This window comes from Pseudomonas sp. MH10, from assembly GCF_034353045.1.
Classification (GTDB): Bacteria; Pseudomonadota; Gammaproteobacteria; order Pseudomonadales; family Pseudomonadaceae; genus Aquipseudomonas.
This window is the reverse complement of sequence record NZ_CP133783.1, coordinates 1,331,162-1,357,952: the sequence shown is the minus strand read 5'-3', so window position 1 is coordinate 1,357,952 and position 26,791 is coordinate 1,331,162. Positions and strand designations below refer to the sequence as shown.

The 26,791-nt window shown below is 59.3% G+C and carries 21 protein-coding genes and 1 pseudogene; 11 read left to right on the top strand and 11 right to left on the bottom strand.

Going from position 1 to position 26,791, the window contains the following annotated elements:
* Positions 1-20: 20 nt before the first annotated feature.
* Positions 21-1,331: a sugar ABC transporter substrate-binding protein gene (locus RHM59_RS06080; protein ID WP_322169554.1), complete on the bottom strand. Its 1,311-nt coding sequence runs from the start codon at positions 1,329-1,331 to the stop codon at positions 21-23.
* Between the two features lie 290 nt (positions 1,332-1,621).
* Here RHM59_RS06080 and RHM59_RS06075 point away from each other — a divergent pair, with 290 nt between their 5' ends.
* Positions 1,622-2,611: an AraC family transcriptional regulator gene (locus RHM59_RS06075; RefSeq protein WP_322169557.1), complete on the top strand. Its 990-nt coding sequence runs from the start codon at positions 1,622-1,624 to the stop codon at positions 2,609-2,611.
* Positions 2,612-2,832: 221 nt separating this feature from the next.
* Here the strand turns inward: RHM59_RS06075 and RHM59_RS06070 are convergent, their stop codons facing one another.
* The 9 genes and pseudogenes from RHM59_RS06070 to RHM59_RS06030 form a co-directional block, all read right to left on the bottom strand.
* Entirely contained in the window at positions 2,833-3,318 is a 486-nt protein-coding gene (locus tag RHM59_RS06070; RefSeq protein ID WP_322286191.1) for a hypothetical protein, read from the bottom strand.
* Between the two features lie 110 nt (positions 3,319-3,428).
* Complete coding sequence (locus RHM59_RS06065; protein ID WP_322170894.1) at positions 3,429-4,328, bottom strand: DUF2515 family protein; 900 nt, start codon at positions 4,326-4,328, stop codon at positions 3,429-3,431.
* A complete protein-coding gene (locus RHM59_RS06060; RefSeq protein WP_322183948.1) occupies positions 4,329-4,589 on the bottom strand; it encodes a hypothetical protein in 261 nt (86 codons plus the stop codon).
* Positions 4,590-4,831: 242 nt separating this feature from the next.
* Positions 4,832-5,386 (bottom strand): annotated as a pseudogene (locus RHM59_RS06055) (acyl-CoA dehydrogenase family protein); the annotation flags it as partial.
* Positions 5,387-5,654: 268 nt separating this feature from the next.
* Positions 5,655-6,812: an FMNH2-dependent alkanesulfonate monooxygenase gene (gene ssuD, locus RHM59_RS06050; RefSeq protein WP_322286190.1), complete on the bottom strand. Its 1,158-nt coding sequence runs from the start codon at positions 6,810-6,812 to the stop codon at positions 5,655-5,657.
* A 265-nt stretch (positions 6,813-7,077) separates the two neighbouring features.
* Complete coding sequence (locus RHM59_RS06045) at positions 7,078-8,505, bottom strand: bifunctional enoyl-CoA hydratase/phosphate acetyltransferase (protein ID WP_322286189.1); 1,428 nt, start codon at positions 8,503-8,505, stop codon at positions 7,078-7,080.
* Between the two features lie 122 nt (positions 8,506-8,627).
* On the bottom strand, positions 8,628-12,209 hold the full coding sequence (nifJ, locus tag RHM59_RS06040; protein WP_322286188.1) for a pyruvate:ferredoxin (flavodoxin) oxidoreductase: 3,582 nt from the start codon (positions 12,207-12,209) through the stop codon (positions 8,628-8,630).
* On the bottom strand, positions 12,206-13,852 hold the full coding sequence (locus RHM59_RS06035) for an NAD(P)-binding protein (protein WP_322286187.1): 1,647 nt from the start codon (positions 13,850-13,852) through the stop codon (positions 12,206-12,208). The genes nifJ and RHM59_RS06035 overlap by 4 nt, the downstream gene beginning before the upstream one ends.
* Positions 13,853-13,898: 46 nt before the next feature.
* Positions 13,899-15,167: an MFS transporter gene (locus tag RHM59_RS06030; RefSeq protein ID WP_322286186.1), complete on the bottom strand. Its 1,269-nt coding sequence runs from the start codon at positions 15,165-15,167 to the stop codon at positions 13,899-13,901.
* Positions 15,168-15,472: 305 nt separating this feature from the next.
* On the opposite strand from RHM59_RS06030, the gene RHM59_RS06025 reads away from it, so the two are divergent.
* From RHM59_RS06025 to RHM59_RS05995, 7 genes are all read left to right on the top strand, one after another.
* Positions 15,473-16,663, top strand: a complete 1,191-nt coding sequence (locus tag RHM59_RS06025) for an NnrS family protein (RefSeq protein WP_322286185.1) — start codon at positions 15,473-15,475, stop codon at positions 16,661-16,663.
* Between the two features lie 159 nt (positions 16,664-16,822).
* On the top strand, positions 16,823-17,818 hold the full coding sequence (gene ubiU / locus RHM59_RS06020) for a ubiquinone anaerobic biosynthesis protein UbiU (protein WP_322286184.1): 996 nt from the start codon (positions 16,823-16,825) through the stop codon (positions 17,816-17,818).
* 10 nt (positions 17,819-17,828) lie between these two features.
* Complete coding sequence (locus tag RHM59_RS06015; RefSeq protein WP_322286183.1) at positions 17,829-18,719, top strand: U32 family peptidase; 891 nt, start codon at positions 17,829-17,831, stop codon at positions 18,717-18,719.
* Positions 18,713-19,183 (top strand): ubiquinone anaerobic biosynthesis accessory factor UbiT, encoded by a 471-nt coding sequence (gene ubiT, locus RHM59_RS06010; RefSeq protein ID WP_322286182.1) that lies wholly within the window; start codon positions 18,713-18,715, stop codon positions 19,181-19,183. The genes RHM59_RS06015 and ubiT overlap by 7 nt, the downstream gene beginning before the upstream one ends.
* A gap of 159 nt (positions 19,184-19,342) precedes the next feature.
* Positions 19,343-21,361: a ribonucleoside triphosphate reductase gene (locus tag RHM59_RS06005; RefSeq protein WP_322286181.1), complete on the top strand. Its 2,019-nt coding sequence runs from the start codon at positions 19,343-19,345 to the stop codon at positions 21,359-21,361.
* A gap of 32 nt (positions 21,362-21,393) precedes the next feature.
* Complete coding sequence (nrdD, locus tag RHM59_RS06000; RefSeq protein WP_322169595.1) at positions 21,394-21,561, top strand: anaerobic ribonucleoside-triphosphate reductase; 168 nt, start codon at positions 21,394-21,396, stop codon at positions 21,559-21,561.
* Between the two features lie 23 nt (positions 21,562-21,584).
* On the top strand, positions 21,585-22,253 hold the full coding sequence (locus tag RHM59_RS05995) for an anaerobic ribonucleoside-triphosphate reductase activating protein (RefSeq protein WP_322286673.1): 669 nt from the start codon (positions 21,585-21,587) through the stop codon (positions 22,251-22,253).
* A gap of 215 nt (positions 22,254-22,468) precedes the next feature.
* On the opposite strand, the gene yegQ is transcribed toward RHM59_RS05995, so the two are convergent.
* Positions 22,469-23,794 carry a tRNA 5-hydroxyuridine modification protein YegQ gene (gene yegQ / locus RHM59_RS05990; RefSeq protein WP_322286180.1) on the bottom strand — a complete coding sequence of 442 codons (1,326 nt, stop codon included), beginning with the start codon at positions 23,792-23,794 and terminating at the stop codon, positions 22,469-22,471.
* A 138-nt stretch (positions 23,795-23,932) separates the two neighbouring features.
* Between yegQ and RHM59_RS05985 the strand changes: the two genes are divergently transcribed.
* The 3 genes from RHM59_RS05985 to kdpA all read left to right on the top strand — a co-directional run bounded on the left by RHM59_RS05985 (position 23,933) and on the right by kdpA (position 26,783).
* Positions 23,933-24,832, top strand: a complete 900-nt coding sequence (locus RHM59_RS05985) for a polysaccharide deacetylase family protein (RefSeq protein WP_322286179.1) — start codon at positions 23,933-23,935, stop codon at positions 24,830-24,832.
* A 158-nt stretch (positions 24,833-24,990) separates the two neighbouring features.
* A complete protein-coding gene (gene kdpF / locus RHM59_RS05980; RefSeq protein WP_297835929.1) occupies positions 24,991-25,080 on the top strand; it encodes a K(+)-transporting ATPase subunit F in 90 nt (29 codons plus the stop codon).
* An 8-nt stretch (positions 25,081-25,088) separates the two neighbouring features.
* Complete coding sequence (gene kdpA / locus RHM59_RS05975; RefSeq protein ID WP_322169605.1) at positions 25,089-26,783, top strand: potassium-transporting ATPase subunit KdpA; 1,695 nt, start codon at positions 25,089-25,091, stop codon at positions 26,781-26,783.
* Positions 26,784-26,791: the final 8 nt, after the last annotated feature.

Here is a 26,791-nt window from a genome sequence, read left to right as displayed (position 1 = left end):
CGCACAGCGGGGCAGTTTTATTATTTTGGATAGCCCGCACGCTTCATTTCTCGTTCAGTCAGCGATTGCGCCGAACTCAGGGCTTGCTCGACCGACATCTGTCCCGTCAGCGCTGCAGAGAAAATTTTGCCCACCGACGTACCGATGGCTTGAAACTCGGGGATGGTCACGTACTGAATGCCGACGTAGGGCACCGGCTTGGACGAAGGGTGCGCGGGATCGGCGTTCTGCATCATTTGCAGTGTCACTTTGGCGAACGGTGCTGCCTTCAAATAAGCATCGTTGTAAGTAGACGTGCGTGTGCCTGGCGGCACATTGGTAATGCCGTCTTTCTCAGTGACCAGTTGAATGTAGTCTTTGGAGGTTGCCCAGGTGATGAAGGCCTTGGCCGCGTCTTTGTGCTTGGACGTGGCGGGAATTGCCAATGACCAGGCGTACAGCCAAGAGGCGCCTTTTGGGGTCACTTCAATCGGTGCAGGGGCGAAGCCAACACTGTCGGCGACCCGGCTTTGCTCCTTGTCAGTGGTGAAGGAGCCGGCAACGCTGGCGTCGACCCAAATCGCACATTTCCCGCTATTGAACAACGCCAAGGTTTCATTAAACCCATTACTCGACACCCCTGGCGGACCATATTTGGTCAGGGTGTTGATATAAAAATTCGCCGCAGCTGTCCACTCTGGACTGGTGAATTGCGGTTGCCACTGCTCATCGAACCAACGCGCGCCAAAGGTGTTGGCCATGGTGGTCAGCAGCGCCATGTTTTCACCCCAGCCGGCTTTACCACGCAAGCACATGCCGTACTGGCCTTGATCGGGGTGATGAAGTTTGGCTGCAAACTCACCGAGCTGAGTCCAGCTGGGCTGTTCCGGCATGGTAAGTCCGGCCTGTTTAAACAGGTCAGTACGGTAGTAGGTGACGGTGCTTTCGCCGTAAAAGGGCAGGGCGTACAGGGTGCCGTTGACCGACAGTCCTTGGCGCACAGAGGGGAAAATATCGTCGAGATCGTAATTGGCAGGCAAGTCCTGCATGGGCTCAAGCCAATGCTTAGCGCCCCACAACGGGGTTTCATAGGTGCCGATGGTTAATACGTCGAACTGCCCACCTTGGGTCGCAATATCCGTGGTGAGGCGTTGGCGCAGGACGTTCTCTTCGAGCACCACCCAGTTGAGTTTGATGTCCGGGTGCTGCGCTTCAAATACTTTGGAAAGCCGCTGCATGCGGATCATGTCGCTGTTGTTGACGGTCGCGATGGTGATTGATTCTGCAGCGTGGCTGGTGACTAAAAAGGACAAGCCGGCGGACAGAAGAAGTGCCTGGAGCGAAATCTTCATGGTGTTCTCCACTCTACGCCTTGGGCGCAGATTTATTATTGTTGTTGTAAACCACTGCTGATCAAATTGGTGTTTGTCGGCAGCGGAGTGACGAGTCGATTACATCAGCTTGCAGCGGGCAGAACAAACGAACGGCGGACGCTAAGCTGATACTTTTTTGACCGTTATCCCACTCCATCACCGGGTTAAAAAAGTATCGGGTGTGGGTCAAATCGCATCCTAGTAGGCGGTGATCCAAACGGCGTATTGTTTAGCCAATGTAGCCCACACAACTATAAAAGGGGCCGTCCATGCCTACTGTTCACAACGCCTTAATCGAACACCGCCCAGCGGCGTTGGAAGTCATTCTGTCCGGGCCAGAGCACAGCTTTCGCTGGTACGAACACGACTACCCTTATCCGCTGGCCCGCTGGAATCATCACCCCGAATTCGAAATTCATCTCATTCGCCAAGGCAGTGGCAAGCTGGTTGCGGGGGATTACATTGGTGCGTTTGAGGCGGGTCATGTCGCGATGATCGGCCCAGATCTACCCCACGACTGGATCGGCGATCTTGCCCCAGGCGAAAACCTGCGGGGACGCGATGTTGTGCTGCAATTCGACGGCGTGGCGTTGTTGGCTCTTCGCCAGACGATGCCTGAGTTGGGTGACTTGCAGTCGCTATTTGAGCGGGCCCGGCGCGGGTTGGAGTTTACCGGCGGGACGGCCGTCAAAGCCGCACGCCTTCTTGAAGCGATAGGCTCAGCCCAAGGCTTGCATCGTTTGGTGGTGTTTCTGGAACTGCTGAGTACGTTGTTGGCCGCTCCCAAACCTGAGACGCACTTTCTGGCGAGCGCCTATTACGCGCCGAACCTAGACGTCAGAAATTACGAACGCGTCCATAAAGCGTTCGATTACTTGCTTAAAGAGTTGACCGGAGAGGTTCGGCTGTCGGTCATCGCTGAGCAGTTAAATATGAGCGAGCCAGGTTTTTCGCGTTTCTTCAGGCGCGCCACTGGCCATGGTTTTATCGACTTGATGGGCAAGCTGCGAATACAGCGTGCGTGCCGGCTGTTGTTGCAAACGAAAATGTCAGTGGCTGATATCTGCTTCGAAGTCGGCTACTGCAACCTGTCCAACTTCAACCGGCACTTCCGAGCTGAAATGAACCAGACACCGAGTGAGTACCGGCACGCGGCGTCTGCCTCATTGAGCAACAAGGGCTCGGTCTGTGGAGGCATATCAGGTGCTGAACAATATTGTCCTGGAATACAACTAAAAGGTCGGCGCTCTTTGGCGTGATAAATCCATACTGCGGGTCGGTGAATCGTAATTGCACGTCGGATTTTGGCCAGCCTGGCCATGTTCCCCCACCGGGATAAGGTGAACTAAAGCGGGCTGACGAAGCCTTGATCATCTCCTCGTAGGTTCCGCCGATCACTAGGGCAATCTCTCGCTCGTACCACGACCGCGCGACGAATGCTGCCCATACCATTAGAACGATAAGGCAAGCCCACCGACGCCTAGTCATCGAAAGGTATCCAGGGCTCGGCGATATTGAGGATGATCTTGTAGCGCTCTTCGTCGGGGCGTTTGTAGTCCTTAAAGCGGTGCACTATGAGCATGACCTGATACTTGTCGCCAGCATACCAATCAGTTATGCCTCCCTTGTCGACATCCCTCAACTGAGTACGCCACTGGGGCGTATCGGCAAAGGGTGGATATATTTTGTTCTTTCTATCGATCCATCCGCCGCGACGCCATTGGTCCTGGAGATCCAAGACAACCTTCAATGCATCATCGAGCAACAAGGGTTCGGTCTGCGGAGATATAACCAAACTCTGAATAATGTTGCCCTTGAATACGACAAATACGTCAGCGCTTTTTGGCGTGATAAATCCATACTGCGGATCGGTGAATCGTAACTGCACGTCGGACTTTGCCTCGCCCCCCCATATTCCCCCACCGGGATAAGGTGAACTAAAGCGGGCTGACGAACCCTTGATCATCTCCTCGTAGGTTCCGCCTATCACTAGGGCGATCTCTCGCTCGTACCACGACCGTGCGACGAATGCTGCCCATACTGTCAGCAGTGCTAGACAAAACCAGTATCGCCGCTTCATCGGACGCCCGATCCTTCGGCGATATCCTTGATCGACTGCTCCAGCAAGGGTCGATTCCCGTCGCCCAGCATCTCATCAAAACGCGCCGCTGCTTGCATTACGAAGGCTATGCGCTGCTTGTAATCTGACAAGTCTGCAAACGGGTTGCTGCTGAATTCAAGGGTGCGCCCATCCTCGACCGGCTGGCATTGGCTCGCCAGGGTCAGCTCAATGGCTTGAGCCACCCCCGAAGGAAATCCGGTGACATAGGACGCATGGTTGCCGCGCAAAAGCAGTTTAAGCTGTGGATCTTCGTAAATGGTCGGTTGCAGAATATTGCGCTGCTCATGCTCCGCCAATTGCCGCACGCTCTCGGCAATATCTCCCTTTTCTATTGCCTTGAAGGCATCGAGAATTTGGTAATACCGAACACCAAACTCAAGCTTTTTCTGCCCCACCGGCCACAATACCGGAAACTTCGGATGACCAAAAATGCCCTTCCGTTCATCAAGACAGGTCCTTAACTCTTCTAGCCCACGCTTTTTGTAAAACGCATGCAGCGGGAAGATATCGAGAAACAACGTGGTATTACCCAGCGCCATCATGTCGTAGACATGCTGGAACTGTTGCTGCATCAAGGATGAGGGTTCCCCGCCCAGGCCAAGGTCGCTCAGGGGAACGGGATTATTGCTGCGGGCGGCTCGGTAATCGTCCAGCGCCTGCTGATCCGTATCTTTGAAGATATGAGCCCCGAGGAAGCCGGGATTCGATGCCGCATTGGAGTCGATCAAGCGCTGCCTGGCGTCGCGCTCAGCCTGGATAACCTCAGTCATACTCGCGGCATGCAACAACCCGCAACCGACTTGCTTGGAGGCAAAGGCTGCCAGCCCGGCCCACTGAAAGCGGTTGTCGTGCAGTCACAACCGGGCATAGGCGGCGTTGATCACGCGATTGCGTTCGATGGGGTCGGCGATCAGGACGCCGCCGGGGGCGACGATTTCTTCGGCTTCGCGCTGGAAGACTCGCCAGATTCCCGAGCAAGTCAAAAACGGCACGTCAACAACGTCCTGCATGACCCCGTACAACTCGATCCTGTGCGTCTCGCACTCTTCGATCGGTTTGGTGGGGTGGTTCAACAGCTGCGTGTCGCATTCGTGGTCTTTGAAACACTGGGTCATGGGGCTGGCTCCTGGCTAGAATTTCGCCACCGTACCAGCCGAAGAACCGAAGTAAAATATCGCGGAAAAAATGGGGAGACGACCTACAAGCCCTGCTGAAAGACCGTACAAACACAGCAGAAAAAGCCTACAACTCTCCTGCCCGCGGACACCGAAAATCCCACGCCCAACCCATTCCAACCGGCCCTTGCGCGAAAGTGCCTAGCGCAAGCACGAGGTTTCTGAACTCGATAATTCTGAATTCAGGAATAAAAACTCGGCGTCGGCGGCTTCTGCTTCAAGGCCCACTCACCCCGTTCACGGATGCGGTAATCCACCGGGTCGTGGAGGGTCTGGGTTCTCAGGTTGCGCCAGTAGCGGTCGAAGCGTCGCGAGGCATTGGTGGCGCGGGCGCCGGTCACTTCAAACAGCCGGGAGCACAGGTCCAGGCCGACCCGCGTGGCATGAACCTTGGCGCTGCCGATGGCCAGCGCCAGGTTCGCTCGCTGTTCGGCGCCCAGTTGATCGCCGGTGATCCACGCTTTATCGAACAACCCGTTGGCCCGTTCGGTCAGGGCACGTACCGCTTCCAGCCCGACCCAGAACTCGCCGTAATGGGCCAGCAGATAAGGGTCATCGACCGCGCGGTCGACCTCGGATTTGAACCAGGGCCGCGCCTCGTGGGTGGTGTAGTGCCGCGCCTGTTCAAAGGCGCCTTCGGCAATGCCGAGGAACAGATTAACGAACGTCAGTTGCGCTAACAGCGGCCGCAAGCTGGAAAACACCGTACTCAGGGGGCCGGGTTCCAGCAGCAGTTCATGCGCGGGTCCAGCGGGCTAAGGGCATTGCCCCAGAACCAGCGCATCGCGCTCGGCGGCAGTGGTGGCCCAGTCGGGGGCTAGAAGACGGCCGATCTCTATAGGATCGCTGGGGATGGTCACAGAAAACTCCTTTTCAAACAGCGCATAAGGTGTTGAATTAAAAAGATAACGCTGTAGGAGCGGGCTTGCTCGCGATGGAGCGCGAAGCGGTCCCAACTGCTTCGCAGCCGATTCGCAGCCTTCGGCAGCGCCTACAGGTCCTGCGTTACAGGGCAAACAACCGGGCGGCCTCGTCGTTGGCCGGTTTCTTACCGGCCCGAACGTCAAACGCGCCCCCGGTCAACACCTGATCACGGACCGTGACCGGCGTTTTGCCCAGCAGCGGGAACACCAGTTCGGCAAAGCGGAACGCTTCTTCCAAGTGCGGGTAGCCGGACAATACAAAACGATCAACCCCAAGCTCGACGTATTCCTTCAGGCGAGCGGCCACGGTTTCAGGGTCGCCGACCAACGCCGTGCCCGCGCCGCCGCGTACCAGACCCGGGCCGGCCCACAGGTTAGGCGAGACTTCCAACTTGTCGCGTCGTCCGCCGTGCAAAGCGGTCATCCGGCGTTGACCTTCGGAATCCATCTTGGCGTAGTTCTGCTGGGCATCGGCAATCGTGTCGTCGTCAAGGTGGCTGATCAGCTCCTCGGCGGCGGCCCAAGCCTGCTCATTGGTTTCCCGCACAATCACGTGCAAGCGCACGCCAAAATGCACGGTGCGGCCATGTTTTTTGGCGCGTGCCCGTACATCTGTGATCTTCTCGGCCACGGCCGCTGGCGGCTCACCCCAGGTCAAGTAGGCTTCCACGTGCTTGGCTGCCAGCTCATGGGCAGCCGGCGAAGACCCGCCAAAATACAGGGGCGGGTGCGGTTGTTGAACCGGTTTAAAGAAGTTCTGCGCACCTTCGACCCGCACGTGCTTACCGGCGTAATCCACGGTCTCGCCGCTGAGCAACTGACGCCACACCGTGAGGAACTCATCGGCAGCTTCGTAGCGCTGATCGTGGTCGAGAAAAATACCGTCGGCGGCCAATTCGGTCGCGTCGCCACCGGGCACCACATTCAGCAGCAGCCGTCCGTTACTGGCTTGGTCTAGGGTGGCCGCCTGACGGGCCGACGCTGTTGGGTTGCCCAACGACGTGCGCAATGCCACCAACAGTTTGATGCGATGGGTCACCGGCACCCGGCTGGCAGCGGTGATCCACGGGTCCAGGCAACTCGCGCCGGTGGGAATCAATACGCCGTCATAACCGAGGCTCTCGGCAGCCACCGTGATTTGGCGCATGTACTCATTGGTGGCTGGCCGGCCGCTGTCGGAACGGCCCAGATAACGGGTGTCACCGGAGGTGGGAAGAAACCAAAAAATATCGACACTCATCAACACGGTCCTCGCTGCAAAAATCAAGACGTCCACCCTCGGGTTTGATAGCGGGGCGACGTGTACTGCAACGCAGGGCCGGCAGGGCTCTATGGGGTGCTTGCTTGAGCAAGTCTGAGGCGGTGCCGATGCTTCAGGTTTGCAAGCACCGTACCAGACTCGCAGGTCGTTGATTTATAACGATAAGCCCAATGTTCATCGAGCGCGTTAGTGTTGCTGAAAGGGCTAATTGTTGAAACGCTGTTGGCAGGGCAACAGTTGTTGCCTACGGCGGCGTCACCCGATAGTGATGGGCCACCAGCACCGCGATGGCACAGGACGCAATGCGGGCTTCCCCCGAGTCAGCGCGGCTGGTCAATATAATCGGGATTTTTGCGCCGAGCACGATACCGGCGCTGGCGGCGCCGCCCAGGTATTCCAGCTGCTTGACGAGCATATTGCCGCTTTCCAGATCAGGCACGACCAGGATGTCGGCTTTACCAGAAACGGGTGAATGGATGCCCTTGATCCGCGCTGCCGCCACGGAAATCGCGTTGTCGAACGCCAGGGGGCCGTCGAGAACCGCCCCGGTGATCTGGCCGCGATCGGCCATTTTGCACAGCGCGGCGGCATCAAGGGTGGCGGGCATGTTGGCGTTGACCATTTCCACCGCAGCCAGGATTGCCACATGTGGATCGCTAACGCCGAGGATATGCGCCAGATCGATGGCATTGCGCACGATGTCCACTTTGTCGACTAGGGTCGGCAAGATGTTGATTGCGGCGTCGGTGATGATAAAAGGGCGCGGGTAAAACGGGGTTTGCATGACGAAGCAATGGGTGATCCGTCGCTTGGTACGCAGTTGCGCCGCAGAGGGCACCACGGCGGACATGAGTTCGTCGGTGTGCAAGCTGCCTTTCATCAGGGCTTCGACCTGACCGTCCCGGGCCATTTCCGCACCACGTACAGCAGCGGCGTGGCTGTGGGGTACGTCTTCAATGCTAAGGCCGGAAAGGTCGTGATTGCCCTTGGCCGCCAGCGCTTCCAGTTTTGCCCTTGGGCCAATCAAAATCGGATGGATCAACCCTGCATCACGGGCATTTAGAGCGGCTTCAAAACTCACGTCGTCGCACGGATGCACGACGCCGACGCGGATCGGTTCCAGTGCATGGCAGGCGTGCAGCAAACGGTGCAGGCCGTCGGCGCTGTGGCGCAACTCGACACCTGGCAGGCTGACCCGTTGCACATCGATATGCTCACTGGCGGCGTGGACCAGGGATTCACCTTCCAATACCACCATGCCTTCTTGGTTGATGCCGCTGCAGGCCAACGTTAGTAACTGCCGCGCTGGATCACGGGCGGTAACGGTGACCGAGACGGTCAGCGTGTCGCCGATGCGTACCGGGGCAAGGAACTTGAGGGTTTGTCCCAGGGATACAGAGCCGGGCCCCGGCAATCGAGTACCGATCAACGCCGAAATCAACGCGCCACCCCACATGCCATGGGCGAAAACCGTGTTGAAGTGGGTAGTGGCGGCGAATTCAGGATCGACGTAAAGCGGATTCACATCGCCGGAGACCAGCGCGAACAACTGGATATCCTGCGCGGTCAGGGTCCGCTCCAGAGAGGCCGATTCGCCGACGACGATGTCCTCGAAAGACCGATTATGCAGGCGTTCCAGGTCGTCGGGTTTGATCGGTAAAGAAGTGGTCATGGTGTTGATCCTGGATACGAATGTGAAGGGCATCGTGATTCTGTAGGCGCGTGTTAGCGAGGCGGCGTGACGGATACACCGCATTCAGCGTTTCGCCAACACGTTGTCTCCTACAGAAAACCTCAACTCTCAACCTGCGTGTGCGACCAGAACCGGCTGCCGTCGCGGGCGGCGAGGTCTTCGTATTGGCGGTACTTTTCATCGACCCAACGCTGCGCGGCATCGAGCAAGTCGACGGCGGTTTTAGCGTCGGTTTTGGCCAGTGAACTGTAGCGGGTTTCGTTGTAGGCGTAGTCCTTGAGGGTAATGGTCGGGCGTGGCGAGTCAAGCTGGAACGGGTTGGCGCCGACCTTGCGCATTTCCGGGTTGTAGCGAAACAGCGGCCAGTATCCGCTGGCGGTGGCCAACTCCTGCTGGTGCATGCCTTGGCGCATGTCGATGCCGTGGGCGATGCAGTGACTGTAGGCGAGAATCAGCGAAGGCCCGTCGTAAGCCTCGGCTTCACGGAACGCCTGTAACGCATGCTGGGGATTGGCGCCCATGGCAATTTGCGCGACGTAGACGTTGCCATAGGCAATTGCCAGCATGGCCAAGTCTTTGCGTGGCACCCGTTTACCGGCCGTGGCGAATTTTGCTACGGCAGCCAATGGCGTGGCTTTGGATGACTGGCCGCCGGTATTGGAATACACCTCCGTGTCGAGCACCAACACATTCACATCGCGACCTTGGGCCAGCACATGGTCAAGCCCGCCGTAGCCGATGTCGTAGGCCCAGCCATCGCCGCCTACCAACCAGATGCTGCGGCGCACGAGGTGATCGACTACCGACAGCAGATCCGCTGCGCGCTCGTCCTTGGCTTCAAGCTGCAGCAGCTTGACCTTCAGTTCAGCGACACGCTCGCGCTGGGTGCGGATTTCCGATTCCTGAATCTGCGGCGCATGAATGATCGCCGTTGCCAGGTCTTCGCCCACCAATGGTGCCAGTTCGGCAACCCGCCGCAGGGCCAGCGCCACATGTTGGTCCGCCGCGAGCCGGTAACCCAGGCCGAATTCGGCGTTGTCTTCGAACAGCGAGTTGGACCACGCCGGACCACGGCCCTCGTGGTTTTTGGTCCAAGGCGTAACCGGCAGGTTGCCGCCGTAGATGGAGGAGCAGCCGGTGGCGTTGGCGATTTGCAGCCGATCGCCGAACAGCTGGCTGAGCAACCGCAGGTAAGGCGTTTCGCCACACCCGGCGCAGGCACCTGGAAATTCGAACAGCGGTTGCAGGAATTGCACGCCGCGAATATGGGAGAAGTCCACCAGTGAACGATCATTAACCGGCAGGCTTTCGAAGAAATGAATATTGGCGCGTTCGCGTTCCAGAATCGGCAGTTTGTCGACGATGTTCAGCGCCTTGACCGCAGGATCAGTCAGGCTGATCGCCGGGCAGGCTTCGACGCACAGGCCACAGCCGGTGCAGTCTTCCAGATAGATTTGCAACGAAAAACGTGCTTCCGGGTAGCCACGGGCGTTGATCGGGGCCGAAGGGAAACCCTCGGGGGCGCGGGTCAGTAGGTCTTCATGGTAATAGCGGGCGCGAATCACCGCATGCGGGCAAACGAAGCTGCATTGTCCGCACTGGATGCACAGGCCTTCGTCCCACTCCGGCACGGTGTCGGCGATGTTGCGTTTTTCGTAGGCGCTGGTCCCGGACGGGAAGGTGCCGTCCACCGGCAACTGGCTGACCGGGATGTAGTCGCCACGGCTGGCGAACATTTTTGCGGTGAAGGTTTGGACAAAAGCCGGCGCAGCCTCGGGCACCAGCGCCGGCAGTTCGGTCACGCTGCTGATGCTGGCCGGGACCTTGACGTGATGCAGGCGTTCCAACGCGCCGTCCACGGCGGTGAAGTTCATCTGCACCACGTCTTCGCCTTTGCGGCCGTAGCTTTTGCGGATGGCTTTCTTGATTTGGGCGATGGCATCTTCCCGGGGCAACACGCCGGACAGGGCGAAGAAACAGGTCTGCAACAGGGTATTGGTGCGGGTGCCGAGGCCCAGTTCACGGGCGGCCGCCGACGCATCGATGACGTAGAAGTCGAGTTTCTTTTCAATAATCGTGGCCTGCACCGGCCGGGGCAGATGGGCCCACACCGTGTCGGCGTCGTACGGCGCATTGAGCAGAAAGGTCGCCCCAGGCGCGGCCAGTCCGAGCAAGTCCTGACGTTCCAGAAAGTCGAACTTGTGGCAGGCGACAAACCCAGCCTGGGCGATCAGATACGGCGCGTGGATCGGCTCCGGGCCGAAACGCAGGTGGGAAATGGTTTGCGCGCCGGACTTGTGCGAGTCGTAGACAAAATAACCCTGGGCATACAGGTCGGTGTCTTCACCGATGATCTTCACGCTGTTCTTGTTCGCACCCACCGTGCCGTCGGCCCCCAAGCCATAGAACACTGCGCGGGTGACGTTGGGTTTTTCGATGCTGAACGCCGGGTCCCACGGCAGGCTTAAGTGGCTGACGTCATCGTAGATACCAATGGTGAAACTGTGCAGCGGCTGCGGATTAAGCAAGGCGTCGTAGACAGCCTTGGCCATCGCCGGGGTGAAGTCCTTGTTGGAAATGCCGTAGCGACCGCCGACCACCAACGGCAGGCTTTTCCGTTCGCCTCGGGAAAACGCGTTGGCGAGACTCGCGATCACGTCCAGATACAGCGGCTCACCGGTGGCACCGGGTTCTTTGGTTTGCTCCAGCACCGCGATGCGTTGCACCGAAGTCGGCAGCGCCGCCAGCAAATGCTCGGCGGAGAATGGGCGGTAGAGACGAACCTGCACCACACCGACTTTCTCACCCGAGGCATTTAGCACCTTGAGGGTTTCACGCACGGTTTCAGCCCCGGCGCCCATCAGGATGATCACCCGGGTGGCGTCTTCGGCGCCGTAGTATTCGAACAACTGATAGTGGCGCCCGGTGAGTTTTTCGAAGCGCTGCATGAGTGTTTCGACGATGCCGGGAACCGCTTGGTAATACGGATTGCTGGCTTCCCGTGCCTGGAAATAGGTGTCGGTGTTGTGCGCGGTACCCCGGATGAACGGGTGTTCCGGGTTCAAGGCGCGGTTACGGTGGGCGCGAATCAGTGACTCGTCGATCAAGTCGCGCAACACGCTTTCGTCCAGCAGCTCCACGGTGTTGAGTTCGTGAGAGGTGCGAAAGCCGTCGAAGAAATTCAGGAACGGCACCCGCGCTTGCAAGGTCGCAGCGTGAGCAATCAGCGCGCAGTCATGGGCTTCTTGAACTGATGCGGCGCTAAGCAGGGCGAAGCCGGTCATGCGTGCGGCCATGACGTCCGAGTGGTCGCCAAAAATCGACAAGGCCGAGGTCGCCAGGGAGCGAGCCGCGACGTGAAACACAGTAGAGGTCAGTTCGCCGGCGATCTTGTACATGTTGGGCAGCATCAACAACAGGCCCTGGGACGCGGTGAAGGTGGTCGTCAGTGCCCCGGATTGCAATGCCCCGTGGACCGCGCCGGCCGCGCCGCCTTCGGCTTGCATCTCCTGCACCAGCGGCAGGTTGCCCCAGAGGTTGAGCTTGCCGGCGGCCATCCATTCATCGGCCAACTCGGCCATGGTCGAAGACGGGGTGATCGGGTAGATCGCACACACTTCGCTGAGTTGATAGGCGACCAGCGCCACCGCCGTATTGGCGTCCATCGTGCTGCGCTTGTTCATCGTGCACTCTCCACAGCGGCGGCGGCATCGAGGGTCATATCGATGGCGTGGCAGGGGCATTGATCGAAACACACGGCGCAACCGGTGCAGAGGCCCATATTCACCTCGTAGCCAGCGTCTGGCCCGAGCTTGATGATGGCGTCCTCGGGACAGGCAGCGAAGCAGTTGTCGCATTCGTAGCAATTGCCGCAGGACAGGCAGCGCCGGGCTTCATGCTGTGCCTGAGCGGCGCTGAGTCCGCCGACCACTTCGGCAAAACCGACTCGGTCGTCCAGGTCCAGGGATTTTTGCTGCGAGGGCAGGGCGTCGCTGTAGATCGGCAAGTGCAGGTCGTTGAAATGCACCAGCGGATGACGTTCGGGGGCGGTCCAGATTTGGCCGTTGAGCCAGGCATCGATATGCCGAGCCGCGTGTTTGCCATGGCCGGTGGCGGTAGTCACGGTACGGTTGCCGGGAGTGACGTCGCCACCGGCAAACAATCCAGCGTGGCCGGTCTGCATGCCTGCGCCGACGATCAGCGTACCGTCGGCGGCGAACACCAGGTCCGGGACCAGGCGCAGGAAATCGGTGTCGCTGGTCTGGCCCAAGGCGAGGATCAGCGCATCGGCGGGCAACGTTTCAAACTCGCCCGTGGGATGGGCTTTGCCCTCGGCGTCCAGCGACATTTTTTCAACGTTGATGCCTTGGCCGTCGATGCCCTTGATGCTCGACAGCCAACGGATCTTGATCCCTTCTTCCAGCGCTTCTTCGGTTTCGAAGGGCAGGGCTGACATGTGCTCCCGGTCGCGGTGATAAATGATCATCGCGTCTTCGGCACCCAGACGGCGGGCAGTACGCGCTGCATCGATGGCGGTATTGCCGCCGCCGTAAACCATCACCCGACGGCCCAACAGCGGTTTTTCCCCGGTGCCGGCGGCGCGCAATAGACTCACTGCGTCATACACCTTGACGGCGTCACGGGCCGGGATGTCGATGTGGCGCCCGACTTGCGCGCCAATCGACAGCAGCACCGCATCGAAACCGCCATTGGTTTGCTCAAGCAACACATCATCGACCTTGCGGTTAAGCACGATGCGGATGCCGAGGGTTTCCAGACGCGCAATCTCTTGATGTAACACGTCACGGGGCAGACGGTAGGCCGGTATCCCGAAATGCAACATGCCACCAGCGACCGGGCCGGCCTCGTAAATCTCTACCGCATGACCGCGCATCGCCAAGTGCCAGGCGGCGGATAATCCGCACGGCCCAGCGCCGACGATCAGGACGCGCTTGCCGGTAGCGGGCGCGGCCTTGGCGGTCCAGCCGTGTTCCAGGGCTTGGTCGCCGAGGAAACGCTCGACAGCGTGGATGCTAACGCCGCTGTCCAGTTCAGTACGATTGCAGGCCGTTTCGCAAGGGTGGTAGCACACCCGGCCGTGGATGGCGGGGAAGGGGTTGTCAGCAATCAGGCTGTGCCACGCCGCCTGATAGTCACCCGCCTGGGCCAAGGCCAACCACGCCTGAATGTTTTCCCCCGCCGGACAGCCATCGTTACAGGGCGGGAGCAGGTCGTGATAGACCGGATGGCTGATGCGCACGGCACCGGTGACCTGACGCTTGGTCAGGTCAATGCCAGGACTCATGTCATGGTTCAAGGATTTCACGGTGGGCCTCTCATCGGCTAAACGGACTGGCCAGGTGTTTCTAGTTTTAGGGGGTGGCGATTACGGCAACCGGGCGTGCTTTTGCGTGGCCTTTTGGGCCGGTTTCGAGCAGGAATATGGCCAGGACGATGGCAATCACAATGCCGCCCAGCAGCCAGGCGCCTGCTTGCTGAAACACCGGCAGGCTCAAGGGATGACCGTCGGCGATGCCGGCCAGCAGATGGCCGAATACCGGGGTGAGCAATGCGCTGAAGGTGAACACCAGGAAGTTGATCGCGCCGGTGGCGCTGCCCTTTACGTTGTCCGGGTTAACTTCCTTGATGATCGAGTAAGGGATCATCGCAGCGCCCGAGCCAATGCCCAGCAGCAGGCCGAACACGTACGGCGGCGCGATGCCCGCCGGCAGGTAAAGAATCGCGGCACTGGCGACCAGCATCAGCAGCGCGCCGCCGATCAATACCGGCTTGCGCCGCCCAAGATGGTCGGAGATATAACCCAGCAGCGGGCAACCGATGACCCAACCCAAGGGGATCATGCTGCTGCGGTTCACTGCTTCGGCGTAGCCCACCGACAGCCCGTCACGCAGAAACGGCAGGCCCCAGATCATGTCGCCAATGGTGGTCGGCAGGAACAACAGGCCCGCAGTGAATCCACACAGGTATGACTGCGGGTGGCTCAAGACTTTTTTATACGGGGCGAACACCGAACCCAAGGAATTGCTGCTGCCGACCGGTCGGGTGTCGTGGCCTTTGGGGGTCACGAACATGACCAATACAGCGATAACGAACAGGCATCCAGCGGCGATGAACCAGAACTGCTGCCAAGGGATGGTGCCGTGGATGATCGGCCCCACTGCGAACTGACCGGCAAAGCCACCCATCATGCCGAAGCACTGAGTAAAACCGACAGCGGTGGCCAGATAGCGGGGCGGGAAACCGTGGGTTGCCAAATAGACCGCGCCGGTGAACGCGCAAGCCGAACCGGCCCCTTGCAGCAAACGACCCAATTGCGCGACCTGCAACTCGCCCAGGCCAAACATCGCCGCGCCGAGGGCAACCATGATAATCCCGGCCGGTATGACGTACTTGGCGCCCAGCCGATCCAGCGCGGCACCGGCAATGATCGAGAACACCGAGTAGGTGTAGTAATAAAGCCCCACCAGCGCACTGACCGCCACCACATCCCGGCCAAACGCCGACGTCAGCTCCGGCATCATCACGCCGGGAGCCGAGCGCAGGGCGTATTGCACAAAGTAGAAAAGGGCGCAAAACAGCCACGCGACGACAAAACCCATGTGCAGTCGCTCGGACCGCACGGGGATAGTTCCTGAGAAGGCAGGGGGCATGGCGGTGGCCTTGGTTGGCGGTAATAGCGAAACCTAATCCTGCCCCATGATGAATAACCTGCTCTGGATCAATAGATGTGCAGATGGTCATGGAACACCGGTATTTCTGTGGCGCCAACTCGTTGGCGCAGCAGTATGGCTGGCACCTCTCGGTGAACATCTCGACCACCTGTGGGTGACTGGGCTTAGCTTGATCTGTGACAAATACACGTCACCGGTAATACCCGATCATTGCACTCGGACTTTCCTCCAGTAGCCATTGAGGGCGTGACTTTATGAACGTGCTTGACCACCGCAAACCAATGGAGAGCGCGCCGCTGTTCCGTCTGGCCTTCAGGCCACTGTTTCTGGCGGGCTGTGTGTTGGCGTTTCTGGTCATGCCGCTTTGGCTGGCCGCTTTCAGTGGCCTGTTCTCGGGTTGGCAACCCGCAGGCGGCTGGCTGGCGTGGCACCGGCATGAATTACTGTTCGGCTTCGCCCTGGCGATTATCGCGGGCTTTTTGCTGACGGCCGTGCAGGCGTGGACCGGTCGTGTGGGCCTCAGCGGCAGGCCGTTGGTGGCATTGGCGCTGTTGTGGGTGTTGGCACGAGTGGCCTGGCTGGCAAATGTGCCATGGGCATTGCTCGTGGTTCTGGAGTTGGCGTTTCCATTGGCCGTCGCAGCACTGATGGGGTTGACCCTGTGGAAGGTGCGGCAGAAACGTAATTACCCGATCGTGTTGATGCTGCTGTTGCTGGCCTCGGCTGACGGGTTGTCCTTGTACGGCTTAGTAGAAGGCCGCGAAGACTGGCAGCGTCAGGGTGTATTGACCGGTATCTGGCTGGTGGCGGCGATGATGGGGTTGATCGGTGGACGGATCATTCCGTTTTTCACCCAGCGGGGCCTCGGACGGGAGGAGGGCGTTACGGCATGGCCGTGGCTGGACCGGCTGCTGTTGATCGGCTCGCCGTTGGTGGCGGTGCTGTATGCCGCAGGACCTGCGCTGACCCCCAACGTCTGGGTTGGATTGTTATTTGCGGTGCTGGCGGCCGGGCATGGGTTGCGTTTGGTGCGTTGGCATGACCGGGCGCTATGGCGCGTGCCGTTGCTATGGTCGCTGCACCTGGCCTATGGCTGGTTGGCGGTGGCTTGTTTGGGCATGGCGCTGTGGCATTTTGGGGTGTCGGTGCGGCCAAGCCTGGTGCTGCATTGCCTGACGGTAGGCGCCATGGGCGGCCTGGTTTTGGCCATGATCGCGCGGATCAGTCTCGGGCATACGGGCCGTGCGCTCGAGCCGCCAGCAGGAATGACGGTGGCGTTCATTGCGCTGAACTTGGCGTGCCTCAGCCGGGTTGGGTTGGTGCTGTTCTTTCCGTTGGGGGCCTTGTGGCTGGCGGGGTTGTGCTGGGCGTTGGCCTTCGTCGTATACGTCTGGCGCTATGGGCCGATGCTGCTACGGGCGCGCGTTGACGGCCGTCCAGGATGATCTGAAGGCGAGCCCCGCTATTGGCGCCGTCAAGCGCCTGCAACCGAAAACCATTTGCCGTGAATTCCCACGGTTATTGTTGATTCCCGTCAAGGCCGTGCGTGTCGGTATCACTAGACTTGCAGCGCATTTTCGCTCCTGAGCTGATGAGGAATAACCATGCAATTGGTCTGCCCGGCAGGGAATCTGCCTGCGCTTAAAGCCGCAGTACGCCAAGGCGCCGATGCCGTTTACGTCGGTTTTCGTGATGACACCAATGCTCGGCATTTCGCCGGGTTGAATATGGATGACAAGCAGTTCGACGCCGCTGTCGCCTTTATCCGTCAACACAAACGCAAACTCTATGTCGCGGTCAATACCTACCCTCAGCCCAAGGGATGGCAGCGCTGGCAGCGGGCAGTGGATCGCGCCGCTGACTTGGGCGTAGACGCACTGATCGCCGCCGACCCCGGGGTCCTGCAGTACGCCAGTCAGCGTCACCCGCAACTGGCGTTACACCTATCAGTCCAGGGTTCGGCCACCCATGCCACCGCGTTGGCGTTCTACGCGCAGCGCTACGGAATTCGCCGCGCTGTGTTGCCGCGCGTACTGTCATTGGCCCAAGTGCGTCAGGTCGTGACCACCAGCCCGGTGCCGATCGAAGCCTTCGGCTTTGGCAGTCTGTGCATCATGGCCGAGGGGCGCTGTCACCTATCTTCCTATATCACCGGCGAATCACCGAATCTCTGTGGGGTCTGCTCACCGGCCAAGGCCGTCCGTTGGAGCGAAGACGCCCACGGCTTGAGCGCGCGCTTGAGTGAAGTCTTGATTGACCGCTACACCCCCGACGAACCCGCCGGCTATCCGACCTTGTGCAAAGGCCGTTTTCTGGTGGACGGCAAGCGCTTTCATGCGCTGGAGGAACCGACCAGCCTCAACACCCTCGACCTGTTGCCGGAGCTGACGGCCATCGGCGTCGCAGCGGTAAAAATCGAAGGCCGCCAGCGCAGTCCGGCCTACGTCGAACAAGTGACCCGCGTCTGGCGCGCCGCGCTGGACGCCCATCGCGGCTCGCCGAGCAACTTTCGGGTCAAGGATGAATGGCGTCAGGTGCTGGCCGGATTATCCGAAGGTAACCAGACCACCTTGGGTGCCTACCATCGATCATGGCAATAAGGGACTGAACATGAAGCTCAGCTTGGGACCGGTCCTGTTTTATTGGGACAAAGCGCAACTCAGTGACTTTTACGCAGAAATGTCCACCTTGCCCCTGGACGTGATTTATCTGGGAGAAACCGTGTGCTCGAAACGTCGGGCGTTTTCCTTGGACCAATGGCTGGGTCTGGGCCGTGAGTTGCAAGAATGCAGCCACGCGCAGTTGGTGCTTTCCAGCCTGACCCTGATCGAAGCCGCGTCCGAGCTTTCGACCCTGCGCCGTCTGTGCGACAACGGCCAGTTACTGGTGGAAGCCAATGACATGGGCGCCGTGCAGCTTCTCGCCGAGCGCAACTTACCCTTCGTTGGCGGCCCGGCGCTCAATCTGTACAACGGCCATGCGCTGGCGCAACTGCTGGACTGCGGCATGACCCGCTGGGTGCCACCGGTGGAATGTTCGGCGGCACTGATACGTGACGTGATCGAGCAAGTGGGTGAGCTGGGCCGTGAAGTGCCGGAAATCGAAATCTTCGCTTATGGGCAGTTGCCGTTGGCCTATTCCGCTCGCTGCTTCACTGCCAGGGCGCAAAACCGACCCAAAGACGATTGCCAGTTCTGCTGCATCAACTACCCCGACGGTTTGGCCCTGACCAGTCAGGAAGGCCAGCCGTTGTTCACCCTCAACGGTATCCAAACGATGTCAGCGCAGGTGACTAATCTGCTGGCTGATTATTCCGGTTTGGTGGCCTGCGGTGCCGATCTGCTGCGTCTGAGTCCACGTGCCCAGGGCATGGCCGAGGTGATCGAAGCCTATCAACGTGTTCGGACAGGAGAAATGCCGCCGTTGTTCGTCGAAGGCTGCAACGGTTACTGGCATGGCCAGGCCGGCATGTTGCGCGTCGAGGAGGCCGGGCTATGTTGAACCGAAAAAAATGGCTGTTGAAAGCCGCCGACCGGCTATTACCGCTGGTGCGCCGGGTGCCGTTTGCCGTGCAGCGCCTGGCGTTGCAACAGTCGCTGAATCGCTGTCTCGCCGAGCCATTGCGCGAGGGTGAATTTGAGCTGCTGCGCGGTCGTTGGTTATGCCTGCGAATACCGGACTTGGGTTTGATCTGGAACTTGACCTTGGGCGATGAGGGCTTGCAGATTGCCGAGCACGCTACGGCACAGGTAACCATCAGCGGTAACTGGCGTGAGTTCTTACTCCTAGCCAGCCGTCAGGAAGACCCCGACACGCTGTTTTTCCGCCGAAGGTTAGTCATTGAGGGCGATACCGAGCTGGGATTGGCAATGAAAAACCTGATCGACAGCCTCGACCCCGATGTCTTGCCGGTGTGGTTATGGCGCAATCTCGTGCGGGCAGGGAAGGGGTTGTCGGCGGGATAACGCCTCCCTCAATTCACCGCATTTTCAAGATCGCCAGCGCGGTTTTTTACTGGCGATTATTGACCTCGGTCAAGTTCAGCCCCCCACTTTGGTCGTAGTCTTTACTGCATGTTGTGTTTTTGAAACTAAGAATATCTATATGTAGTGTATGGAGGCCGAATGCAGAGCACGTTGATTTCAGTCGGGTATAACCGTTTACACAAACGCGATGGCAGTCTGGTCGCCTTCAATGCGGACAAGATTCGTCAGGCGATCATCGCTGCCGGTCGTGCCAGCGATGACTTCGTCGATGCGGCCATGGCGGAGGAATTACTTGAAGCGGTGCTGATGCATGTGGAGGAGGTGGCTGAGCTGCATGTCGAGCATATCCAGGACCGGGTCGAGCAGGCCTTGATGGATGCCGGTTTTTTCCAGGCCCTGCGTGCCTACATCGTCTACCGCGAACAGCACGGACGCTTGCGACGTGACCGCAAGGCGATTGTGGAGGTGGCGGCGTCGATGAACGAGTACCTGTCCCGCGAAGATTGGCGGGTACAGGCCAACGCCAATCAGGGCTATTCCCTCGGTGGACTGGTGCTCAATGTCTCCGGCAAAGTCACGGCCAATTACTGGCTGGATGAGGTGTACAGCGAGGCCATTGGCCGGGCGCACCGCGAGGCAGATCTGCATATCCACGACCTCGACATGCTCGCCGGCTATTGTGCCGGTTGGTCGTTGCGTACTTTGCTCCATGAAGGGCTGAACGGTGTGCCGGGCCGTGTCGAAGCCGGGCCGCCGCAGCACCTGAGCAGTGCCTTGGGGCAAATGGTCAACTTCCTCGGCACCCTGCAAAACGAATGGGCCGGCGCTCAAGCGTTCAGCTCGTTTGACACCTACCTTGCGCCCTATGTGCGCAACGACCAATTGAGCTACGAAGCGGTCCGCCAAGCGTTGCAAGAGTTCATCTACAACCTCAATGTGCCTTCCCGTTGGGGCACGCAAACACCCTTCACCAATCTGACCTTTGACTGGGTATGCCCAGAGGACCTGCGCGAGCAAATTCCTGTGGTTGCCGGCGTCGAAATGCCCTACGCCTATGGCGATTTGCAGGTTGAAATGGACCTGCTTAACCGTGCCTACATCGAAGTCATGCAGGCGGGGGATGCCAAGGGCCGGGTGTTCACTTTTCCGATCCCGACTTACAACATCACCCATGACTTCCCGTGGGACAGTGAAAACGCCGATCGCTTGTTCGAGATGACCGCGCGCTACGGGCTGCCGTATTTTCAGAACTTTTTGAACTCGGACATGCTGCCCAACCAGGTGCGCTCAATGTGCTGCCGTTTGCAGCTGGATGTCCGCGAGTTGCTCAAACGCGGCGGTGGCTTGTTCGGCTCGGCGGAACAGACCGGATCATTGGGCGTGGTGACCTTGAACTGCGCGCGATTGGGCCATGTGTTCAGGGGCGATACCCAAGGCTTGTTACGGCGCCTGGACACCTTGATGGAACTGGCGATGGAGAGCCTGGAGGTCAAGCGCAAAGTCATTCAACACCACATGGATGCCGGTTTGTACCCGTACACCAAGCGTTATCTGGGCACGTTGCGTAACCATTTTTCAACCATCGGCCTTAACGGTCTGCATGAAATGCTCCGCAACTTCACGGGCGACGAGGACGGCTTGCACACCGAAGACGGTCGGCGATTCGCCTTGAATGTGCTGGATCATGTGCGCGCCACCTTGCTGCGTTTTCAAGAAGAAACCGGCCATATGTATAACCTCGAAGCGACCCCTGCGGAAGGCACGACTTACCGGTTTGCCAAGGAAGACCGCAAGCGTTACCCCGAGATTCTTCAGGCGGGCAGCGTTGACGCACCGTATTACACCAACTCTTCGCAACTGCCGGTGGGTTTCACCGATGACCCCTTTGAGGCGTTGGAACTTCAGGACGAACTGCAATGCAAATACACCGGCGGCACGGTGCTGCACCTGTACATGGCCGAGCGGATTTCGTCGGCCCAAGCCTGCAAGCAACTGGTGCGCAAGGCTCTTGGGCGCTTCCGTTTGCCGTACCTTACTGTGACCCCGACATTCTCCATTTGCCCGGTTCACGGCTACCTCGACGGTGAACACGAGTTCTGCCCCAAGTGCGACGAAGTCCTGCTGCTGAGCGAGCAAACACTCAGCGCTGTTCATTGATTTGAATCCACTCAATCGTAAGGAGTTTCGCCATGAGTACCTTGCAAACACCGGCCCAGGCTCAACGTCAACGCTGTGAAGTCTGGACCCGGGTGATGGGTTATCACCGCCCGGTATCAGCGTTCAATCCGGGCAAGCAGTCCGAGCACCGCGAGCGGGTCCATTTCACCGAAAGCGCGGCGCTGGCCGCGAAGCAGTGAGTCGAACGCTCCGGGTCGGGGGCATGGTGCCCCTGACCACGCTCGACTACCCGGGGCAGTTGTCCTGCGTGTTGTTTTGTCAGGGGTGCGCCTGGCGTTGTCGTTATTGCCACAACCCGCAGTTGATTCCGCCTCGTGGCAGCGATGAAGTGGATTGGCCTCAGGTGTTAGCGTTTCTGCAACGCCGTCAGGGCCTGCTCGACGCGGTGGTGTTCAGCGGCGGCGAGCCCACCTTGCAAGACGCCTTGCGCGGCGCCATGGACGAAGTGCGCGGGATGGGATTTCTCGTTGGTTTACACAGCGCCGGAATCAAACCGGCGGCTTTTTTAAAAGCGGTTGCCGGGGCCGATTGGGTCGGTTTCGATATCAAATCCTTGCCCGAGGATTGCCGCGCCATTACCCAGGTCGAGGGCAGCGGCGAGGCCAACTGGCTTAGCCTTGAGCACCTGTTGGCCAGCGGTGTCGACTATGAATGCCGAACCACCGTGCATTGGCACTTATTCAACCCTGTGCGATTACTAACCCTGGCCCAACGTTTGAATGCTCGGGGGGTAAAGCGCTTCGCCGTGCAACGGGTCAGGACCGCCCGAATGCTGGACCCGCAACTGCCCAGCGTTTCCGCGCAGGCTGAAGAGGCTGAGCTGTGGGCCGCCATGGGCGAGATGTTTCCGGCGTTTGAGTTACGCGGCTAGTCTGTAGCCAACGTGGTGGCGAGGCGGTCAACTGGGTGTGTCAGATGCAACGCTTCCCGAATAAATTCTGTCCCACAGGGGGATCGCAAAACTGTGCAGCGCCGGAATCCGTGGGACCGAATTTATTCGGGAATGGGTTTCAAAGCCAACCTGTCAGTGCCTGACACGGCGCCTTCCCGAATAAATTCGTTCCCACAAGGCTCGCGCAAACCCGCTTAACCCCCCGTCACATCCCGCATCAATAACCCAAACCGCAAATCCACCTCGTCCGGTATCGGTAAATACACGGTGTGTCCGTCCCCCGGTGCGACGCTGGTGTGTTCGCCTTTGACGTTTTGCAACTGGTCCAGGTCGAAGTGGAAGTTGCCTTGGGGGGTCATCAACTCCAGGTGGTCGCCCCGGCTAAAACGGTTCTTGACCTTGACTTCGGCCAACCCGTCGCGCCGTTCGCCCGTCAGTTCACCCACGAACTGCTGACGCTCCGACACCGAGCTGCCGTTTTGGTAGTTCTGGTATTCGTCGTGTACATGCCGACGCAGGAAGCCTTCGGTGTAGCCGCGTTGGGCCAAGGATTCCAGATTGGTCATCAGGCTCCGGTCAAACGCGCGACCGGCGACCGCATCGTCGATGGCTTGGCGGTAAACCTGGGTGGTTCGCGCGCAATAGAAGTGGGATTTGGTCCGGCCTTCGATTTTCAACGAGTGCACGCCCATGCTGGTCAGACGCTCGACATGCTGCACAGCGCGCAGGTCCTTGGCGTTCATGATGTAGGTGCCGTGCTCGTCCTCAAAGGCGGGCATCAGCTCGTTCGGTCGATTGGCTTCCTGCAACAGGAACACCTGATCGGTCGGTGCACCGATGCCCAAAGTAGGCTCGGGCTGGACGGTCTGCACGATCTCGCCGAGTTGGTTTTCAGTGGCTTCCTGGGCCGAGTATTTCCAGCGACAGGCATTGGTGCAACTGCCTTGGTTGGCATCGCGCTTGTTCATGTAGCCCGACAGTAAGCAGCGGCCGGAGTAGGCCATGCACAGTGCACCGTGGACGAACACCTCCAGCTCCATGTCGGGCACGTGCTGGCGGATTTCGGCGATTTCCTCCAGGGACAGTTCCCGGGACAGAATGATCCGGCTAACGCCCTGTTGCTGCCAGAACTCGACGCTGGCCCAGTTCACCGTGTTGGCCTGCACCGACAGGTGGATCGGCATCTCTGGGAAATGCCTACGCACCAGCATGATCAGGCCAGGGTCGGACATGATCAACGCATCTGGCCCCATGGCGATCACCGGCTCCAGGTCTTTCAAAAAGGTCTTGAGCTTGGCGTTGTGCGGCGCGATGTTCACCACCACATAGAAAAGCTTGCCCTGTGCATGGGCCTCGGCAATCCCGACAGCCAGGTTAGCGTGATCGAATTCGTTGTTGCGCACCCGCAAGCTATAGCGCGGCTGGCCGGCATACACCGCATCGGCGCCGTAGGCGAAGGCATACCGCATGTTTTTCAGGGTGCCGGCGGGGGCGAGCAGTTCCGGGGTAAAGAGGGTCATGGCAGGGTCAGTCGCAAAAACCGCCGAGGGTAAACGGCTTGCGGATGGGAATTATTGATCCAGGTCTACGTCGTATGGATGAGCGGCCGTTGAATCAAACCTTTATGATGCCGAGCACCTTTAGACTCAGGCGTCGACATGAAGCTGGCGGTAACCGTTTTATCCTCACTCGTTATGGCCGTTGGGCTCTGCGGCTGTATTGGCCCGCCAATCGAACTGACCCCGCAAACGGCGCAACGTCTGCAGGCGCAAGCCCCGATTCGTTTTCTACTGACGTTTGACGACGGCCCAAGTGCCTCCAGCTTTTTCAACCCGACGCTCATGGTGATGGACAGCCTTGCCCACAATCCGTTGGAACCGGGGATCAAAGCCGTGTTTTTTGTGCAGACCCGGGCGCCCCGCGCCGGTGGCAGCGAGATCGGCCACACGGTCATGCAGCGTGAACATGCGCAAGGTCACGTGTTGGGCTTTCATACCGCCACGCCGTGGCACACCAATCACCGTTCTTTGAATCCCGAAGAACTGGAGCAGTCGCTAACCAACGGCAGCGCGGACATCGCGGCGATCACTGGCACGCCGCCGAACTTGGTCCGACCACCGTTCTGGAATTACGATAAACGCACCTTCGCCGCGTACCAGCAGCACGGCATGCACATTGTGCTGACAGACCTGAGCGCCAACGACGGCAAGATCTGGGGCTACAACTTCAGCCTGCGCCGACGCTCGCACATGCTCAGGGCTTTATCCGAACTGCGGGAGAAAATCGCCGCTGGAGAGCTGCCGACGGTCGATGGTGCGATTCCAGTGGTGGTCACTTTTCATGACCTCAATCGCTACACCGCCAGGCATACCGAGGAATACCTGCAAATCCTCATCGACAGCGCCCGCGAGACCGGCATAAAAACCGCCGCCAAACCTTTTTATGATGATCAGGCCGAGTTGCAGCGCGCGGTCATGGCCCGCACCATCAGCTCCAATGCAGAGCCGGTCAGCTTGCCCGGTTTCTGGAACTGGTGGTGGGACAGTAACTCGCATTGATCGGGTCTCTCCTACACACCCCACGCCTGTAAATCCCCGCTTTACAGCTCTTTTTACGCTTTCTTTATGCGCAGACGCGGTCGTCGCTCTCGTTCCTTTACGCCCTCAGTACCGACAATTACTCACACGCGGCAATTGCCGTACGACGGAGAATTTTCATGAGTGTTCTGGACGGGGTGTCACTGCTACTGGCCGCAGGGTTGTTCATTTACTTGATGGTCGCGCTGTTACGCGCAGACCAGCACTAGGAGCCGCCATGCACAGTTATGACTATCTACTCATCGTCGCTTTCTTCGCGCTGGTGCTGCTGCCGGCGCCGTGGTTGGGACGTTTCTACTACCGGATCATGGAAGGTGAGCGAACCTTCTTGACCCCGGTGTTGGGACCGCTGGAGCGCGTTTGCTATCGCCTGTCCGGGGTTGATCCGAAAACCGAACAAAACTGGAAAACCTACACCCTGGCCTTGCTGGCGTTTAACCTCGTCGGCTTTGTCGTGTTGTTCGCGATCCTGGTGTTTCAGGGCAGCTTGCCGCTCAACCCGCAGCAATTGCCGGGTATGGAATGGTCGCTGGCGTTCAACACCGCCATGAGCTTTGTGACCAACACCAACTGGCAGAGCTACAGCGGTGAAGCCTCGCTCAGTTATTTGAGCCAGATGGTTGGCCTGACCGTGCAGAACTTTGTCAGCGCGGCGACCGGTATCGCGGTGATGGTGGTGTTCTGCCGGGGCATTAGCCGTCGCTCGACACAAAACCTGGGTAACTTCTGGGCCGACATGACCCGCGCCACGCTGTACGGGCTGCTGCCGATGTGCGTGATCCTCGCGCTGTTTCTGGTCTGGCAGGGCGTGCCACAAACCTTCGCGCATTACATCGATGCCGTCACGCTTCAGGGTGCTGATCAAAGCCTGCCGATGGGGCCTGCGGCGAGTCAGATTGCGATCAAGCAACTGGGCACCAACGGCGGCGGTTTTTTCGGGGTCAACTCGGCGCATCCGTTCGAGAACCCGACCGCTTGGAGCAACTTGATTGAGCTGGTGTCGATCATCCTGATCCCGGTTGCGCTGGTATTTACCTTCGGCCATTACGTGAAAGACATGCGCCAAAGCAAAGCGATCATGGCCTGCATGCTGACGCTGTTCCTGATCGGTGGAGCGACGGCGATGTGGGCTGAGTACCAGCCTAACCCAGCGTTGAACATCGCGTCGGTTGAACAGACCGCGCCCCTTGAAGGCAAGGAAAGCCGCTTTGGCACAACCGCTACCGTGCTCTGGGCCACGGCCACTACCGCCGCGTCAAACGGTTCGGTCAACGCCATGCACGACAGCCTCAATCCGCTGACGGGCATGGTTGCGCTGGCCAACATGATGGTCGGCGAAGTGATCTTCGGCGGCGTCGGCGCCGGGATGTACAGCATGCTGCTCAACGTCCTGATCGCCGTGTTCCTCGCAGGGCTGATGATCGGTCGCACCCCGGAATACCTGGGTAAAAAGCTCCAGGCCAAGGAAGTCAAACTGCTGGTCGCAACCTTGATGGTGATGCCTATCGGCGTGCTGGTGTTCGGTGCCTTGGCGGCGAGCCTGCCAGGTCCTGCGAGTGCAATCAGCAATCCCGGCCCTCACGGCTTCAGCCAGTTGCTTTACAGCTACACCTCGGCCACCGCGAACAACGGTTCGGCGTTCGGTGGGTTTAGCGCCAACACGCTGTTTCACAACCTGATGCTGAGCCTGTCGATGTTCCTCGGGCGCTTCGGCTACATCCTTCCGGTGCTGGCATTGGCGGGTAGCTTGGCGGCGAAGAAAACCGCACCGCTGGGCTTGAACAGTTTCCCGACTCACGGCGCGTTGTTCGTCACGTTGTTGACGATGACCATTTTTCTGGTCGGTGGCCTGACGTTCCTGCCGACCCTGGCGCTGGGACCGATTGCCGAACACTTGAGCATGGGCTTCTGAGGATTCGA

Bases quoted from the DNA above. Each gene is read 5' to 3' on its own strand.
- RHM59_RS06025 (WP_322286185.1), top strand. From the start codon at position 15,473: ATGAACGTGCTTGACCACCGCAAACCAATGGAGAGCGCGCCGCTGTTC.
- RHM59_RS06015 (WP_322286183.1), top strand. From the start codon at position 17,829: ATGAAGCTCAGCTTGGGACCGGTCCTGTTTTATTGGGACAAAGCGCAA.
- kdpF (WP_297835929.1), top strand. From the start codon at position 24,991: ATGAGTGTTCTGGACGGGGTGTCACTGCTACTGGCCGCAGGGTTGTTC.
- RHM59_RS06060 (WP_322183948.1), bottom strand. From the start codon at position 4,589: ATGACCCAGTGTTTCAAAGACCACGAATGCGACACGCAGCTGTTGAAC.
- RHM59_RS06005 (WP_322286181.1), top strand. From the start codon at position 19,343: ATGCAGAGCACGTTGATTTCAGTCGGGTATAACCGTTTACACAAACGC.
- RHM59_RS06080 (WP_322169554.1), bottom strand. From the start codon at position 1,331: ATGAAGATTTCGCTCCAGGCACTTCTTCTGTCCGCCGGCTTGTCCTTT.
- RHM59_RS06045 (WP_322286189.1), bottom strand. From the start codon at position 8,505: ATGACCACTTCTTTACCGATCAAACCCGACGACCTGGAACGCCTGCAT.
- nrdD (WP_322169595.1), top strand. From the start codon at position 21,394: ATGAGTACCTTGCAAACACCGGCCCAGGCTCAACGTCAACGCTGTGAA.
- RHM59_RS06075 (WP_322169557.1), top strand. From the start codon at position 1,622: ATGCCTACTGTTCACAACGCCTTAATCGAACACCGCCCAGCGGCGTTG.
- RHM59_RS05995 (WP_322286673.1), top strand. From the start codon at position 21,585: ATGGTGCCCCTGACCACGCTCGACTACCCGGGGCAGTTGTCCTGCGTG.
- nifJ (WP_322286188.1), bottom strand. From the start codon at position 12,209: ATGAACAAGCGCAGCACGATGGACGCCAATACGGCGGTGGCGCTGGTC.
- RHM59_RS05985 (WP_322286179.1), top strand. From the start codon at position 23,933: ATGAAGCTGGCGGTAACCGTTTTATCCTCACTCGTTATGGCCGTTGGG.
- yegQ (WP_322286180.1), bottom strand. From the start codon at position 23,794: ATGACCCTCTTTACCCCGGAACTGCTCGCCCCCGCCGGCACCCTGAAA.
- ssuD (WP_322286190.1), bottom strand. From the start codon at position 6,812: ATGAGTGTCGATATTTTTTGGTTTCTTCCCACCTCCGGTGACACCCGT.
- kdpA (WP_322169605.1), top strand. From the start codon at position 25,089: ATGCACAGTTATGACTATCTACTCATCGTCGCTTTCTTCGCGCTGGTG.
- RHM59_RS06070 (WP_322286191.1), bottom strand. From the start codon at position 3,318: ATGATCAAGGGTTCGTCAGCCCGCTTTAGTTCACCTTATCCCGGTGGG.
- ubiU (WP_322286184.1), top strand. From the start codon at position 16,823: ATGCAATTGGTCTGCCCGGCAGGGAATCTGCCTGCGCTTAAAGCCGCA.
- ubiT (WP_322286182.1), top strand. From the start codon at position 18,713: ATGTTGAACCGAAAAAAATGGCTGTTGAAAGCCGCCGACCGGCTATTA.